A 16,798-nucleotide genomic window follows, 5' to 3' on the forward strand; every position below is an offset into this window, starting at 1 on the left:
GTTTGATGAATATGTAGTTAAAGATTGCCATGGTTGTATATGACCATGGGTGATAGGGTTAACCATGAAAAAACACTTTTTACTTTTAGTCTTCCTGTTCTTTGCTGCGATTGTTGAGGCTGCTAATCCGGTAAAGCAAATGTTGGAACGTCTTCAGGAAGGACTTTCCGACCGGTTTAAGATTGAGATCCGTTCTTCTTCTGATGAAGGCGACTACTTTGAACTGTATGGTGGCGGGCGCAAAGTCACAGTACGTGCCAACAATTATGTAAGTGCTGCCTTTGGCATTAACTGGTATTTGAAGTATTACTGTCATGCCCATGTCTCTTTCTGTGGAGACCAGTTACCTCAATTGCCTGTTGATCTGCCACAGGTGAAAGAACGTCATGCGACTAAACTATCCGATAATTTTTACATGAATTATTGCACATTTAGTTATACTACAGCCTTTTGGAACTGGAAACGTTGGGAACGTGAAATAGATCTGATGGCTTTGAGCGGTATCAATATGCCGATGGCTATGGTTGGGGTGGAGGCTGTATGGCGGAATACGTTGTTGAAATTCGGGTATACGCTTCCGGAAGTGAAGGAGTTCTTGTGTGGACCAGCTTATTTCGGTTGGTTGCTGATGGGTAATCTTGAGAATATCGGTGGCCCGTTGCCCGATGAATGGTTTAAGGAACAGATAGTCTTACAGAAGAAAATACTTGCCCGTATGCGTGAATATGGGATGAAGCCTGTTTTTCAGGGATTTTTTGGGATGGTTCCTTCCTTGTTGAAAGAAAAATATCCGGAAGCCCGCTTGGTGGAACAGGGACTGTGGAACTCGCTTCAACGTCCTCCTGTGCTCGATCCTGCCGATCCGTTGTTTGAAAGAATGGCAAAGGTGTGGTATGCTGAATATGAGAAGCTTTATGGGAAAGCGGACTTGTTTGGCGGTGATCTCTTTCACGAAGGTGGAAAGACCGGAGGCATTGACGTAACAGATGCCGCCCGTCGGGTACAGACAGCCATGAAACGATATAATCCGGATGCGACCTGGGTGATTCAGGCATGGTTGGGAAATCCGAAAAAGGAATTGCTGGCAGGACTCGACAGAAAGAATACGCTGATCGTTGATCTTGCTGCCGAGTTTTGGGATAACTGGCGGAAGCGCAAGGGCTTTGATGGCTTCCCGTGGTTATGGTCGCATATTTCCAATTATGGAGGTAACATTGGTCTGCACGGGCGTCTGGACGCTATAGCTACCGGTCCGGTAGATGGTCAGAAGGATTCGGCGGCATCACCGAGCATGAAAGGAACTAGTTCTACCCCGGAAGGCATCGAGGTGAATCCGGTAGTATTTGATTTGTTGAATGAAATGCGCTGGCGTTCGGAGCATTTGGATCTGGATGTCTGGTTGAAAGAGTATTCAGTGCGTCGTTATGGTGTGGAAGATGAAAATCTGAAAGAGGCGTGGACTATTTTCCACCGTACAGCTTATGGTACTTATACCGGTCATCGCCGTCCCTCAGAGTCGGTCTTTTGTGCCCCTCCCAGCTTGAAAAGAGATAAAATCACGGCTTCTGCCTGGAGTCAATGTCGGATTTTCTATGATCCGGAGCTCTTTGCCCAGGGAGTAGGATTATTCTTGCAAAGTGCAGACCGTCTGAAGCAGACGTCAACTTATCAGTATGATGCAGTCGATTTCGTCCGTCAGTATCTTGCGGATTTAGGACGGGAGACATATTACAATTTGGTGGATGCTTATCGGGCGAAAGATACGAAACAGTTTGATTACTGGTCGGAGAGGTTTCTACAGCTGATTAAGGATCAAAATGAGTTACTGTCCACCCACGAACGCTTCTTCGTGGGACGCTGGCTGGATATGGCCCGTTTGAAGTCAAAGCAGCCTGAATTGCAGGATTTGTATGAGCACAATGCCCGTATGCTGATCGGGACATGGACGGAGACACTTAGTCCGGTGCGCGACTATGCCCACAAGGAATGGGGCGGACTGTTGAAGGATTATTATCTGCCTCGCTGGACTAATTACATCGCTTATCTTAAAGGTACATTGGAAGGACGTTCACTTACTGTTCCGGACTCGTTTCAAGCGGAGAAGGCATGGGTGAATGCACATAATAAGTATGTACTTGAGGCTGGTGTTGATCCGGTGCAGACGGCTAAGAGAATGTATAGCAAATATCATATTTAATCATTACTCAAAAGATAAGACTATGAAAGGATTATTGAAAACAGCTGTATTGTTGGCTACTTTCTGCGCTACAGTCATGGCCTGTGGAGGTGGTGGAGAGGATACATTGGATCATAAGGGAGGTGATGGTGGCGGAACCGGCAATAAGGGCGATCAAGAAGAACCGGAACAACCATTTGTTGCTCATATTACTCCTGTCGACAAACTTAATCAAGGTGTCCCGGTGATTAATTCGCACGCTGATGTTACTTCGCGTTCGTCCTTGAAGATGAACTTTCGGACGTATTCACAACTAGGAGAGAGTGTACTAAAATCTGCCAAACCTAACTATGTACGGGTTAAGAAATTGGCTAATGATGGTTATATCATGTTCTATCACAACAATCAGATTGGTGCCAGTTGTTCTTATGCGGCCAGTACGGACTTTAAAACATGGAGTTATAAAGGCAAGGTGTTTACCAATTACAGTATTACCGACAGTAAAGGTGAAAAGAATGACCGGCGTTACTCGAATTGTGATGGGCTGGTACTTTCCAACGGAGATATTCTGACCGTAGCCTCCTATAGGGCTAATAATGGGTATAGAGACTTGCCTAAAGATGCAGGTATTGAAATGAGGCGTAGTACAGATAATGGCGTTACGTGGAGTGAACCGGTCTCAGTGTATCAAGGTGTCAACTGGGAGCCGTATTTGCTGGAATTGTCTTCGGGAGAAATCCATTGCTATTTCACGGACAGTAGCCGTACGGGTATTGAAGGCAAAGACACCGGAACTGCAATGGTCATATCCAGAGATGGCGGTCAAACGTGGACGCCTTCATTTGGAAGTATCCCTTACTATGTGATACGAATGAAGTGGGAACAAGACGGAAAAACATATTTCAATCATCAGATGCCGTCTGTTATTCAACTTAAAGGTAGCAATGAACTGGCGGCCGCTGTAGAGACTAATAACCGTGGAACATATTATATATCACTGGCTTATTCCGGCGAAGATGGTGAATGGGATCATCTTGATGTGGATCAGGAAGGGCCGGCTGATAGCGACAATCTGTCTTTTTTAGGTAGCGCTCCATATTTATCTCAGTTTCCATCGGGTGAGACTGTGCTTTCGTATAACAAATCTTCTACTTTCTATATGAAAATGGGGGATGCCAAAGCGCGTAATTTTGGAAGTGCTTATTCACCGTTTCCAGGTAAGGGGTATTGGGGAACGTTGAATTTGGTAAATTCGCATCAATTGGTAGGAGCGATGCCTGATACTTCTAATGGAACAATCATGTTATCACAATTTATTCTTAACCATCGTATCGATGCGGTACGCCGTAGCGTAAAGGTGGATGGCAACAATCAGGAATGGGCGAATACGGATCATGCGCTTTTTGTCGGAGAAAAATCGCAAGTACAGGGAACTCTCCGTTGTTCGTGTGATGACAAGAATGTATATTTTTTGGTAGAAGTACTTGACCGGAGCTTGCTGAGAGGTGATTATGCTACTGTTTATATTTCTCCGGATGATAGTAAAAGCTTAACGGACGGTGCTGCACGAATACAAGTGTCAATGGATGGATTGAAAAGTACCGAAACTTATGCCGGTAAATGGAACAATGCGGAGATGGGTGTAGAAGTGAAAACTTATGTATGCAATGACACCAATGAAGATCGTATTGATAACTATGGTTATATTGCCGAAATCTCTGTTCCCCGTTCCAGTCTGACTATTTCTTCGGGACAGGTATTGGTCAATTTCTCTATTACCGACAATAAAGAAGAGGAAGCAGTCAGTGATGTATCTTCTATAAGCTGCTGGATACCAGTGGCGGGATTGTAATCTGATAATAACGTGAATAATTAATTATATAGAAACAATTGTAATGATGAAAAAGAACTATTATTTAATTTGTGTATTGTTACTGGCTGCTTTCTGTACAACCAGTATTGCTACTGCTCAAAATTATTTTGGAGATTTTCCTGTAAAAGCAGATCCTAAGACTGTTGGAAATAAGCTAAGTAAGCGTTTAATGGAAACCAAACATCAGTTGTATGGTGATAAAGGAATCCATTATGCCGAGGTATGTACATGGTATGGAGCTCTCCGTTTTGCAGAATTGACGAATAACAAAGAGTTGATTAAGCAATTGAGAAACCGCTTTGAGTTGTTATTCCATTTGGAAAAAGATCTCCTACCTCCACCCATACACGTAGACCAGAATATGTTTGGTTGTTTGCCTCTTAGATTTTATAGTATCACAAAGGACCAGCGTTATTTGGACCTTGGATTGCCTTATGCCGATACCCAATGGCAGCTTCCAGCCAAAGCGAATGAAGAAGAACGTAAATGGGATAAGAAGGGATTCTCCTGGCAAACTCGTCTTTGGATTGACGATATGTATATGATTACCATTGTGCAATCGGAGGCTTATAAAGTAACTGGAGATACTAAATATATCAACCGGGCTGCCAAAGAAATGGTGATGTATTTGGATGAACTGCAACATCCGAATGGTCTTTTCTATCATGCGCCGGATGTACCTTACTATTGGGGACGCGGAGATGGCTGGATGGCTGTAGGTATGACGGAACTTCTGTTTAACCTGCCGGAGAATGACTCAAATAGAGCTCGGATTATGAAAGGCTATCTTTTAATGATGAACAACTTGAAAAAATACGTAAACAAAGACGGATTGTGGAATCAGTTGATAGACCAGCCCGACTTTTGGACTGAAACATCCGGATCGGCTATGTTTGCTTATGCCATGATTGTAGGTGTTCAGAACGGATGGTTGGATAAGGAAGAATTTGCTCCTGTTGCACGCAGAGCCTGGTTAGGTCTGTGCAATTATATAGACGATAAGAATGACCTTACCGAAGTTTGTATCGGAACGGGAAAGAAAAACAGTAAGCAATATTATATGGACCGTCCTCGCATTGCCGGAGATTATCATGGACAGGCACCTATTTTGTGGTGTGCTTATGCTTTGCTGAACAATAAGTAAAAGACAGATATATTCTGTTGTATAAAAGGAGAGGATGTCCCCACTGATTGGAGACATCCTCTTTCTCTAAATATAACGATATAAAATGATTCCTTATACTGTCGGGTCCGGTGCTTCATCACCGCCGTCATCACCTCCTTCGTTTCCTCCGCCTTCTTCTCCACCACCTGAAGGAGCAGAACTGCTGTTTCTAGTTACATCCAGTTTCTGAATGCTGACAGACTTTATCATATTTTTCAGCAAGTCTCCCGGAGTAAAGATGATTTTACGGTTTTTCAATGTTTCCGTAGTGACTTCCTCTGCGTTTTCCTGGCTCTTGCATCCGAAGGAGGGACGGAAAGTTCCAAATTCCCCCAAGTTGACGGATGCTCCGATTTCCATATACGTTATCAGAGAATCAATGAGTCCGTCAAGGACGGCTTTTACTGTACCGCGTGGAACGAATCCCACTTTGGTTACCTGATCGCACAGCATCTTAAAATCAACGTTGACTACATTGAACGGACGCGCTACATATTTTTCTGCTTTGGTATCGTCGAAACCAAAGGTCGTTTTTTTGACTACATATTTCAGTGCCATAATTTTAATTTTTAAATAGTTTATAAATCGAGTTTCTGTTTTGTGATCACGATGCAAAGATATGGCATCTGAAATTACTGTGCAAGTTATTTTTCGAAAGTGCGTTAAACAAATAATTAATAATGCATATGTTGTTGATAATGAACGCTTTTCGCTATAAGCTTGCCTTGTAGTGTGATAGTACTATTAGAAAAACTACTTCTTTAGATATACGACAGTTTTTCCTCCTCCATACTTCCGGATTATCTCTTCTTTCAAAAACTTATTGAGTAGTTCAATTGCTTTGTTGCGGCTGATTTCTGCCAGTCTCATGAAATCGGTACGGGTGATACAGCCATATTTGTCCAGATGTTGTATCAGGAGGGTGCGGCATCTTTCTTCGTTGGAATCGTTATTAGTACGATAGGGTGACTCTATGCGTTCCAGTTGCAATGGTTCCAGACTCTCACGAAACTTTTTGTTAATGCGCAGGTTCACCTTATTTAAATGGATGGAAGGAGAACGAATTTCTTTCTTCTCCATCACCGGACGGTCACATGTCAGTGATAGGGAGAAATGTCCGATTTCCCCGACTTCTACGGTCCAGCCTTGCGCGAGCCAGTGTTGTAGCTCATCACTGACGGCTTGCAGGCAACCTTCTATTGTGGCTGGACTGAAGCCGTTGGATTTGGATACTAGTTCAACGAACTTATCGGCATCAATGGTGCCTGATGGAATAACACGTGCATAAAGTGCCTGTTGTTCCTCCTTTTTTTGTGGATTACCACTCGTGTATAAATCGTAATAAATGCTCATAGTTACTTTATATTTTTTTTGTTCTACGGATAATTTCTTTCTCTTCATAAATTAATTCGTCCGCCTATAGCCGGACGCAAGTTTGCCTATAGGCGATGTTGCGTTTGCCTATAGGCGGACGAAAGAATGCCTATAGCCGGACGAATTAATTTATGCACTCAAAGGTATTACTTTTTTCGGAGAAGGGGCTTAGTTTTTTCAGTTGAACGCTGTTATTAATCAGGATTCTATTTTGTAAATGAACAAATCGTTGCTTTTATTGGACTATATGTTCTATCTTTTTCTGATCAGTATGCTTATTTTTGTACACAAGGCTCATATAGCCTTCCTTTTGTATTGGATCATAGTAGAACTTTTAATTTATATACTATAATGACACCTTTAATAAAGAAAATAGAAGCAGCTATTAAGAAAATCGATAATCTTGATAGACTTTATGCAGATATTGCTTTAGTTTACACAAACTCAATTTATAATAGCCGGGTCATCCAGTTGAATGACTATTTGTTGCACTGTTGTGAAAGTGGTGTTACAGATACACATTACTGTGATCATGAAATCATAGTCTCACTAACGACATATGAGCCACGCTTATATGAAACTTATTTGGCTATTGAATCGATAATGCAACAAATCGTAAAAGCAAATCGAATCATTTTATGGTTACCTGATTCACTTAAAACTACAACTCTGCCCAATACTTTACAACTGCAAATGAAGAGAGGACTGGAAGTAAGATACTGTAAGGATATTCGTTCATATAAGAAACTGATACCAGCACTGCGTAGCTACCCTGATGATGCAATAATTACAATTGATGATGATGCGATATATCATATTGACCTGATAGAAAAATTAGTCAATAGCTACATCAAAGATCCTCAATTTATTTATTTTAACCGAGGGCGTCGTATTAATTTGCAAGATGGAAAGTTTTTACCGTATCTGGGGTGGAAAAAATGTTTTGATATGGAGGCATCTGTTCTGAATTTCCCTACAGGTGTTGGTGGCATACTTTATCCGCCACATATTTTTTCTGATGAGGTTTTTAATGAATCGGTTTTTATGAATATATGTCCGTTTAGTGATGATATTTGGTTTAAAGCTATGGCACTTTATGATGATAAGTTATGTAAGAAAGTCTACACCCATAATAGATCGGGTAATGACTATCTGGAAAAATCTGAGTGTGCAAAACTGTGCTTTACATCATATTAATCATGGACAACAACAGAATGACATACAACTCAAAGATGTATTTGAGAAATACGATCTTTACGAAAAGTTAATTGTCATGTGATGTGACAGGAAAAAATAAATCTTTTAACTCAGTTTGTTTGCTAAAGTCGAACAGTGTATTTTTGCGTAGAACACAAAAACTATTCCAAGCGTTTTGTATGGCATTGTAATATCTTTGCATGGCGCTGTATTGTTCTTGCTGTGCAGAGGCTAAATCATAAACGGATACTTTGCCGGAGTGGAATTTATGTGCCAATAATACATATTGTTCCTGAGAGAGTTGATAACTTTTAGTTGCAACAAACCATAGATTCATATTGTGATTATAGTCTTCCACTATATCTTTTATGTTGTTATCAAAATTGACTTCTGCCTGATCTATTTCTATCATACTGTTTTGATAGTTGTTCTTTGCCATGCGAATCTTGTTACGGTTGATACCCCATTGAAAAATTGGAATCTGAACCCCTATCATGACTCCTTGAGTATAATCCGGCTTTTGGTATGCATCCAGAAAATGATCGGAATACTGGTTGAGTCCGTAGCTTATTTTAATGTTGCCATTGAAGCGGTTGTTTAGTTTGGCGGTAAATAGTGTTTGTTCGGCTTTTAGTCTTTTTTCTTCTTGCGATAAGGCAAACGGACTATTGTGACGGGCATAAACAATAGCTGACTTTTCGTCGATCTGCAAAGGTAAATTGAATTCCGGGGTTAATATCTCTACTTCTTCATCTATCCATTCAGGCCTGTTCAGGAATGTGCTAAGTTCTCTAAGTGCTTTCTGATAATTCTTAGTGGAATTCTCGAAAGCATATTTGTTATTCAGCTGTTGTAGCTCCATTTGATGATATTCATATTCGGTGAAATATCCATTGTCGAGTAAGGCTTTGCTGGCAATGAGAAGAGTATCCGATATGAGAAGATTCTTATGTGACAAATCAGCTGCGAGCTTACTTGAGAACAGAGTCATGAATAGGTTTACAGCTTTTGTTTGGATATCTGACATTTCCGAGCAATATTGTTTCAGTGAGTTATTATATACTGCATGCTGTATACCTCTTTGCCTCTTGTAATTATAGAAACCTCCGATGAAGGGTTGCGAATAGTTGATGTAAAGTGGATTAGTTCCAAAACGATTCCTGTTATTCGAAAATTCCCGGAGGTAGTTGAGGCGTGAACTGACACTGAACTCGCCTCCGATGATACCGACTTTTTGTCGGATAGCTATTTCTGTACTGCTATTGTTGGAGTAATCTTCTACATATGAATAATTTCCACTCTCAGAGTTCTGCATTAGCTTTTGTGAGCGGTTAAAGTTTACAGGGCTTAAAGAGAAAGCGACAGATGGTAGAAATTCTTTTTTGTAATTCTCAAACTCCAATATGGAATTCTCGTGTGACAACTTGATCTTTTGTGCCGATGGTGACACCAGACACCACTCGTTTAATACTTGTTCTAAAGAAATCTGATATGGTTGTCCCTGTAAAAGTGCAGGAAATAGCAGAAACCATATTGTTATCCATTTAAGATTCATATGAATGTCTCTATTTATGTTGAATATTAGTTTTTATATAGCTATGATTGGGAAGAGACCAGGTTAAAGTATTCACCTTTTCTGGCGATAAGATTTTCGTGATTGCCTACTTCTACAATTCTGCCTTTATTAAGAACAACAATCTGATCTGCGTTTCGTATGGTACTTAGCCGGTGAGCTACTACGATAACAGTCCTGTTTTTGAAAGCACTGTTCAGTGCTTCAACAATCTTCTTCTCATTGATGACGTCCAATGAGTTTGTAGCTTCGTCCAGAAAGAGAAAATCCGGATTACGGTATAGTGCCCGTGCTATCAGTAATCGCTGTTTCTGTCCTCCGCTTATTCCTCGTCCCTTCTCTCCAATTACTGTATCAAATCCTTTGGGCATACCATTGATTTCATCCTCTATCTGGGCCATCTGACACACTTTGTGCAGATGATCGTAATCAATATGTTCGTCATCCAATACAATGTTTGCTAATATTGTTTCACTGAATAGTTTGCCATCCTGCATGACTACCCCGCACATATTTCTCCAGGTACGCAGGTTGATACTCGATACATTCATGTTACCCATTTTTATTTCTCCAAAGGTCGGTTTATAAAGTCTGACTAATAGTTTGAGCAGAGTAGATTTTCCGCTACCGCTTCCTCCTACGATAGCCGTTACTTTATTTTGCGGAATAGTCAGGTATATGTTAGTCAATACTAGTGGAGAATTAGGGCTATATTGAAATATTATATTGTTTAAACTGATGTCTCTGTTTTCGGGCAGAATAGAGGTACTGCCAATAGAAAGCAATTCTTCTTCATCTTGTAGTTGTCTGATCTCATTCATGCGTAGAAAACTGATCTTGGCATATTGAGCAGATACAACGAAACTGATGAATTGAATAAGTGGACCATTAAGCATTCCGATTATAAATTGCGTAGAGATCATTACTCCGAAGGTGATATCACCTTTTATAACTGCACTGGCACAGAAAAATACGATCCCCATGTTTTTTATATTTTCAATGAATTGGGCTCCCAGGTTTTGTGCATTAGTGATGTTGAGCACTCTTTTATTGACTTTGTATAGTCTGGCTTGAATTCCTTCCCATTTCCATCTCCTGTGTTTCTCGTAATTATATATCTTGATATCCTGAATCGCGGATACGGTTTCTACCCAATAACTTTGGTCTTGGGATATGAGCTCAAAATATTCCCAATCCAGTTTCTTGCGGATACGGAGAAATAATAATACCCAGCCTGCGTATAATATTGAACCGGACAGGAAAATATAGAATATAATCGGGTTGTATACCAAAAGTATGATTCCGAATATGATAAATGTCAGGACAGAAAAGATCATTGATAGTGAGTTACGCATAATGAAGCTTCGGATACGTTCATGATCACGTGCGCGCTGGAGTATATCTCCTAAAAGCTTATTTTCGAAGAATGTCACCGGAAGCTTCATGAGTTTTATCAGATAGTCTGATATTAATGCAATATTGACTCGTGAAGTAATATGTAATAACACCCAGTCGCGTATGACATTAAATATGGTAATACTCAGCAGTATGCTGATATTGCCGATCAATACCATATTAATAAAATTGATGTCAGAGGTCTTTATGCCTACATCAATAACGGCTTTGGATATAAAAGGAAGTATTCCTTGTAGCAAGGTAACTACCAGCATAATGAAGAATATCGTTGCAAAGCTGTTCTTGTAAGGAACAAAATAACGCAGGATACTGATGAAGCTATTTTTCTCCAGTTTCTTTTCGACATCGCTTCTATTGAAATCTATAGTCGGTTCTATTGCCAGAAGTACGCCATTGGTTGCTCCTTTCTGATACCATCCTTTTTTGAATTCTTCGTGAGTGTATTTAATGCGTCCTTTAGCCGGATCAGATACCCATATGTATTTCTTATTGGCATGATAGACAACAATAAAATGAGAGTCTTTCCAGAAAAGAATTGCAGGGAAAGGGACTTGGTTGATGACATCTTCCAATGTGCATTTAATGGCAAGTGTACGTAAGCCGATACTTTCGGCTCCGGTACTTAGATCCAGTAAAGAGATGCCTTGATTGGTTATGCCACAACGGTCTCTGAGATATTGTAAAGAGTAATATCGTCCAAAATGTTTGGCTATGATTTTTAAACATGCCGGACCACAATCTTGTGAATCCATCTGGTAGTCGACTGGAAATCTATGAAATATCATTGTACTATAGAATTATAATGGGAAGTTTATTGTTCTGCGTTTGCCTTCAGGTTATCAAATAGTCTTTCTATGAGGCGTTTCGGCTTTGTGATAATCTCGGATGTGCCTTGAGATTCAAAATCCAGATCGAGCATTTTTCCGAAATTAGTCTGTAATCCATCAGGAAAAGTTATGATTATGCGATAAACATTGCTCTCTACTTGAGTAGCTGATGGCATTTGAACCTTGTTTGATAACCGTGAGATTGAACTGACTTTACCCTTGATTAGTCCATATTCCATATATGGATAATTGTTAACTTTTACATTGGCGGTTTGACCTATTTTAACTTTCCCGATGCCATAGGATGGAACTATCATTTCACCAACAATCTCATTCTGATCAGGAAGAATAGAGAATAGCTCCTGCCCGTTTTGTACAAAATAATTTTCTCTCCAGAATCCCAGGTATTCCATTTGGCCATTAATAGGACTGATTTGTAGATATTGCTTTTTCCAAGCATGAATAGTGTTGGTTAATTGGGATTTGCTGACGGATAATTCTTCTCTCAACTTATCCAGAGTTTCTTGCTCTTGTAATAAATATTGTTGTATTTGTTGCTCATTCTTTTTAATCTGTGCGGTATATGACAGTCTGCTGCTGTGCAGTTCTTTATATGCTGCCTGTAAATCGTAAAAAGTGCTCTGCTGACGTTGAAAATCTTGCTCACTGATAGCTTTTGCAAGATACAGGATGCTGTCTTTGGTCAATCGTTCTTTTTCGATACTTAGCTTTTTCCCTTTTAAAAGAAGCTCCTTATTCAAGTTTTCTATGATTTCAGAATTTATCTCATTCTGCTGTTGGAGACTATTGCACATCGTTTTATAGACATCAGAGTGCAATGTCCGATAATATTGGGAATGTGCAATACAAAAAGAATTGTACGGGGAGCTCGCTCCTCCTAATATAAGCCCGGATCTGATGGGGAAATCTTCAAGATCTTGATTGTTATACCTATTTAATAAGGAATCTAGAAGCAAGATATCCTTGTAGTTAGCTTCATTATCTATATAGGCGATTACTTGATCTTCACATACGGATGTTCTGTTCTCATGTAGTAAATGTAGCTTACCGGATGTATTTGCCACTAGTCTGACAGGGGCAATATGCGCTGTTATTGAGATCTGACCATCTACAGAGTCAGGATATTTAATAACAAATCCTAATATCAGAATTATAAGAATAAGTAGTGTTGTTAGTATTATTGCATAGGTTGCTCCTCTTGTAGGCATCCTGTCAATAATGGTCTGTACCTCTTCACTTCGTTGTACGACTTCTTCTTTTTTTGCTTCTTCTTCTATTTGTGCTTCCATAAAATAAGATTAAAACAACATTCGGTGTTTTTCCTCTGTAAAGTAAAACATTTTGAAGTGATGACGAGGGAAAAGTTGTTCAATAAATGAAAGAAATTGATCATAATAATCGATTTTGTTCTTTTGGTATACGTTTTCAAGTTTTTAGTTAATAAATGAATAGAAAATTTCATTTTTTGGGCCATAAATTTCATTGTTTTTACTTATTATACCCGTTCTTTGTCTTCGCATAACAACAAAACCTGAAATATTATGAATACACACTTTTCGGTTATAATGCCTACCTATAATCAGGCTTCTTTTATTAGAAGGGCTATTCTAAGCCTACAAAGACAGACTTATCCCAATTGGGAATTAATTATTATAAATGATGGTTGTACGGATGATACGGAGATGTTTATTTCCGACTTCCTGAATGATGAAAGAATCGTATATATTAAAAATGAAAGTAATAAAGGTCTGGGGTATGCTTTAAATCAAGGACTTAAAATTGCCCGAAACGAATTGATAGCCTATTTGCCTTCCGATGATTATTATTTTGAGGATCATTTGGAGTCGGTTTATAAGAAGTTTCAAGAATACGATGATTTGGTCCTTGTATATACAGGTATGAAATATGCCTCTCCGGATACCATGTACTATACATCTGATACCGAAAGTAAAGGATTAAAAAAAGGATGTTGTTTACAATTGGTTCAGACAGCGCATAAAAAAACGGATGAACGCTGGCTGGAAAGAAGCGAATGGGTGACTGAAGATCTGTTTGCTATGTTTTGGTGTAAATTGACAAAATCCGGTACTTTTGGTATGACTAATAAGGTATCTTGTTACTGGACATTGCATCCTGCGCAGCGGCATTGCATCATTGGTGAGAAATATGGAGGAGGAATCAATAAATATAGGAGTTACTATAAGATTCAGTCTCCTGTCAGGATGAAAGTTTCCAAATATAAGTTCATAGATGAAGAGAAACTATATGAGAGTTTTAGAAAAGAACAGAAGCCTTGTGAGAATCCTCTGAAAATTTTGATATTAGGAGAACTGGCTTATAATCCAGAGCGTATTTATGCTTTGGAGCAGGCCGGACATATATTATATGGGCTGTGGATACAAAATCCTACCTATAGTTTCTCTACAGTAGGACATTTACCTTTTGGACATATAGAGGATATTCCGTTTGAGAATTGGAAACAGGGTATCGAGGAGGTGAAACCAGACATCATTTATGGTTTGTTAAACTTTGGAGCAGTTCCTTTGGCATATGATGTGCTGAAGGCTTTTCCGGACATACCTTTTGTATGGCATTTCAAAGAAGGCCCATCTGTTTGCCTCCGCAATGGTATGTGGAACAGGCTGATATACCTGTATACACATGCCACAGGAAAGATTTTTCTGAATGAAGCGATTAAATTATGGTTTGAACAGTTCTTGCCACCAAACCATGGATTGTCTTTCATAATGGATGGAGATTTACCTAAGAAAGATTATTTTAAGGACAATTTCTCATCTAAATTATCATCACAAGATGGAGCCGTACATACTTTGATTGCCGGAAGGATGATTGGTATTTCTAATAATGATCTGTCTGTTCTGGTAAGAAATAATATTCATATTCATTTGTATACCGAAAATTATCATGCCTGCAAGGAAAAAGCAATGGTGCGCTATCTGCAGATAGCACCGAAGCATTTCCATATTCATTCCCATGTTTCTGCAGATAGTTGGACGAAAGAATTCTCGCAATATGATGCCGGATGGTTGCATTGCTTTAAAAGCCGTAATAATGGCGATTTGTTGAAAGCTACCTGGGATGATTTGAATATACCTGCTCGGATTAGCACTTATGCGGCGGCCGGGCTTCCGGTGATTTTTCCTGATAATAGTAAACATATTGCGGCCACTCAGGAACTAGCTGAAAGATTGGATGTCGGCATCTTCTTTCATGACTTTTATGAATTATCGAATAAGTTGAAAGAACAAGTAAGAATGAAACAATTGACAGATAATATGCATCGTAGTCGGAAGGTATTTAGTTTTGATTATTATGTTCCTCAATTAATTCAGCTTTTCAGAGATGCAATCAGAATAAAAAAACAGAATATATATGGATAAAATACTTCAGCAGATAGCCAATACGATTGTTGCTAATCTGAAAAATACAGAATCGATAGGGCTTTTCAATGGAAAAATCGGAATTGCTCTTTTCTTGTACAAATACGCTCATTATTCAGGAAGTACAGTTTATGAAGAGATCGCTTCAGAATTGCTAGATGATGTATTCAATCAATTAAAACCCAATATTTCTCCCAGCATAGTTGACGGATTAGGTGGTATTGGTCATGGATTGTCTGTACTCCTAGGGGAGCATTTAGTGGAAAGTGATCCCGAAGATAATGTGTTGAATGATATTGATAAGATTCTACTTTGTGATATTCGTTCTTCTTCTATGAAGGAACTACGTAGCCCTTATCCTCTATATTCTTCGGGGTTGTATTTGTTGTCTCGTCTTTATTATGATAAAGCTACTGTAGATCAGGCATGGGTTACTAATGTCATAGTGCAAGCCAATCTTGTATTATCGGATTGTATCAGGCAAAAGAAATATGGAATGCTTAGACTTCCATATTTAAACTCAATCTTGTATGTGTCTTTGAAATTATCAGAGATGAGGGAAATAGAAGTAGATACTTTGGAAAGTCTGTTCAGGGATATACTTTATTTGTCTCATCAAGTTATTCTCCAGGGGTGTTATCGTGAGACCGATATAGTGTTATTCCAAAGAATTTTCTCTCAATTGCCTCCAATATGGGAAGTGGAATGTAAACAGTTACGAAAATTGGTAGAAGAATTAGTCGTTACCGCACCTCAAAATAGTATGAATTTCTGGTATGATAACTTATGGTGGAGTATCATCTATGATATAGCTATAGTAGAAGACGTCTCGCTGGATAAGATAGAATATTTTGTTGATAAAAAGGTTGAAGAGTCGTATTTTGATGAGTCAATAGTAAATAGCAATCTTACAGCTGTTGGATTATGGCTTATGAAGAATCCTTCGCGGGAAATATAGTATTATAATAAAAAAGTAAGATGAAAAAGATTACAAAAACAAATTTGCAGGGATTACGCCAATTATTCCCTGTGTTAGGGAAGGAAGAAATGCGGTGTCATGTAGGAGGAAATTCAGATGGTTACTACGGTAATGATTGGTTTAATCATGGGTATGGAGGTTATGATCCTGATGGTAATTACCATTGGCATGGTGGATATACAAAAGATGAATTTGATAATTGGGAAGGTCCATGGTATGGGGGCTGGGTGTATGGATTGGGGTATGTTTATCCTGATGTTAATATTTATGGTTACCAAGGAGGGACTGGCTCGGGTTATTATGGCTTTGGTTACTATGGATACGGGTATGTTGATAATGGATACGGGGATAATGGAGGCTCTAATGATGGTAATAAAAGAGGTGACATCATTAAATCGGACTGGGCTTGTATGTTTAACTGCATGAATTATTTGGATTCCTCAAAAAGTGCTCAGGAGTATTACGAGTATTTTACCTCAATATTTGGAATTGATGCTTTTGAGGAGGGAGGTCTTCCTTATGAATATCATGTTACAGCTTTAAGGGCTTGTGGATTTTCTTGTGAAGAGACAAGTAGCATTACTGGTGGAGGATATCATTTTTTAGCTATTATTGATCCTGGAAATGGTCGCACACATGCTGTTATTATAACAGAAAAAAATGGGGATTTGGTTACTATATATGATCCTTCTATCATCTCCGATAAACCTGAAGATAAATCATATAAAGTCCATGTTGGCAGAATCAAAACAATGTATAAGGTTAAATAGCCTGATAGTCTTGATTGGACAAGAAT

General features: G+C 39.1%; 12 protein-coding genes. 7 read left to right on the forward strand and 5 right to left on the reverse strand.

Annotation, left to right across the window (positions count from 1 at the left end; all coding sequences use genetic code 11):
• The first annotated feature begins 64 nt into the window (after positions 1-64).
• Genes HMPREF9007_RS11370 through HMPREF9007_RS11360 form a run of 3 tightly spaced genes read left to right on the forward strand, consistent with a single transcriptional unit; the run spans position 65 to position 5,193 of the window.
• Entirely contained in the window at positions 65-2,197 is a 2,133-nt protein-coding gene (locus HMPREF9007_RS11370; RefSeq protein ID WP_032850468.1) for an alpha-N-acetylglucosaminidase, read from the forward strand.
• Positions 2,198-2,219: 22 nt separating this feature from the next.
• On the forward strand, positions 2,220-4,028 hold the full coding sequence (locus tag HMPREF9007_RS11365; RefSeq protein ID WP_032850428.1) for a hypothetical protein: 1,809 nt from the start codon (positions 2,220-2,222) through the stop codon (positions 4,026-4,028).
• Positions 4,029-4,074: 46 nt separating this feature from the next.
• Positions 4,075-5,193, forward strand: a complete 1,119-nt coding sequence (locus HMPREF9007_RS11360; protein ID WP_032850429.1) for a glycoside hydrolase family 88 protein — start codon at positions 4,075-4,077, stop codon at positions 5,191-5,193.
• 93 nt (positions 5,194-5,286) lie between these two features.
• Here HMPREF9007_RS11360 and HMPREF9007_RS11355 read toward each other — a convergent pair whose 3' ends face one another.
• On the reverse strand, positions 5,287-5,772 hold the full coding sequence (locus HMPREF9007_RS11355) for an HU family DNA-binding protein (RefSeq protein ID WP_008761867.1): 486 nt from the start codon (positions 5,770-5,772) through the stop codon (positions 5,287-5,289).
• Positions 5,773-5,967: 195 nt separating this feature from the next.
• Positions 5,968-6,567 carry a DsbA family protein gene (locus HMPREF9007_RS11350; protein WP_008761868.1) on the reverse strand — a complete coding sequence of 200 codons (600 nt, stop codon included), beginning with the start codon at positions 6,565-6,567 and terminating at the stop codon, positions 5,968-5,970.
• Positions 6,568-6,939: 372 nt separating this feature from the next.
• On the opposite strand from HMPREF9007_RS11350, the gene HMPREF9007_RS11345 reads away from it, so the two are divergent.
• Entirely contained in the window at positions 6,940-7,785 is an 846-nt protein-coding gene (locus HMPREF9007_RS11345) for a hypothetical protein (RefSeq protein WP_128567847.1), read from the forward strand.
• A 67-nt stretch (positions 7,786-7,852) separates the two neighbouring features.
• Here HMPREF9007_RS11345 and HMPREF9007_RS11340 read toward each other — a convergent pair whose 3' ends face one another.
• Genes HMPREF9007_RS11340 through HMPREF9007_RS11330 form a run of 3 tightly spaced genes read right to left on the reverse strand, consistent with a single transcriptional unit; the run spans position 7,853 to position 12,911 of the window.
• Positions 7,853-9,340, reverse strand: a complete 1,488-nt coding sequence (locus tag HMPREF9007_RS11340; RefSeq protein ID WP_008761869.1) for a TolC family protein — start codon at positions 9,338-9,340, stop codon at positions 7,853-7,855.
• 41 nt (positions 9,341-9,381) lie between these two features.
• The gene (locus HMPREF9007_RS11335) at positions 9,382-11,559 is read right to left on the reverse strand and encodes a peptidase domain-containing ABC transporter (RefSeq protein WP_008761870.1); all 2,178 of its coding nucleotides are present in this window, start codon (positions 11,557-11,559) and stop codon (positions 9,382-9,384) included.
• 26 nt (positions 11,560-11,585) lie between these two features.
• Positions 11,586-12,911, reverse strand: a complete 1,326-nt coding sequence (locus HMPREF9007_RS11330; RefSeq protein WP_008761871.1) for an HlyD family efflux transporter periplasmic adaptor subunit — start codon at positions 12,909-12,911, stop codon at positions 11,586-11,588.
• A gap of 252 nt (positions 12,912-13,163) precedes the next feature.
• Between HMPREF9007_RS11330 and HMPREF9007_RS11325 the strand changes: the two genes are divergently transcribed.
• Genes HMPREF9007_RS11325 through HMPREF9007_RS26845 form a run of 3 tightly spaced genes read left to right on the forward strand, consistent with a single transcriptional unit; the run spans position 13,164 to position 16,772 of the window.
• Positions 13,164-15,023, forward strand: coding sequence for a glycosyltransferase family A protein (locus tag HMPREF9007_RS11325; RefSeq protein WP_008761872.1), 1,860 nt, complete (start codon positions 13,164-13,166; stop codon positions 15,021-15,023).
• The gene (locus tag HMPREF9007_RS26265; protein ID WP_008761873.1) at positions 15,016-15,981 is read left to right on the forward strand and encodes a lanthionine synthetase LanC family protein; all 966 of its coding nucleotides are present in this window, start codon (positions 15,016-15,018) and stop codon (positions 15,979-15,981) included. The genes HMPREF9007_RS11325 and HMPREF9007_RS26265 overlap by 8 nt, the downstream gene beginning before the upstream one ends.
• Before the next feature lie 20 nt (positions 15,982-16,001).
• Positions 16,002-16,772: an ATP-dependent RNA helicase Dbp2 gene (locus HMPREF9007_RS26845; RefSeq protein WP_008761874.1), complete on the forward strand. Its 771-nt coding sequence runs from the start codon at positions 16,002-16,004 to the stop codon at positions 16,770-16,772.
• Positions 16,773-16,798: the final 26 nt, after the last annotated feature.

The sequence above is a fragment of the Bacteroides sp. 1_1_14 genome (assembly GCF_000162515.1).
In the GTDB taxonomy this organism is placed as follows: domain Bacteria; phylum Bacteroidota; class Bacteroidia; order Bacteroidales; family Bacteroidaceae; genus Bacteroides; species Bacteroides thetaiotaomicron.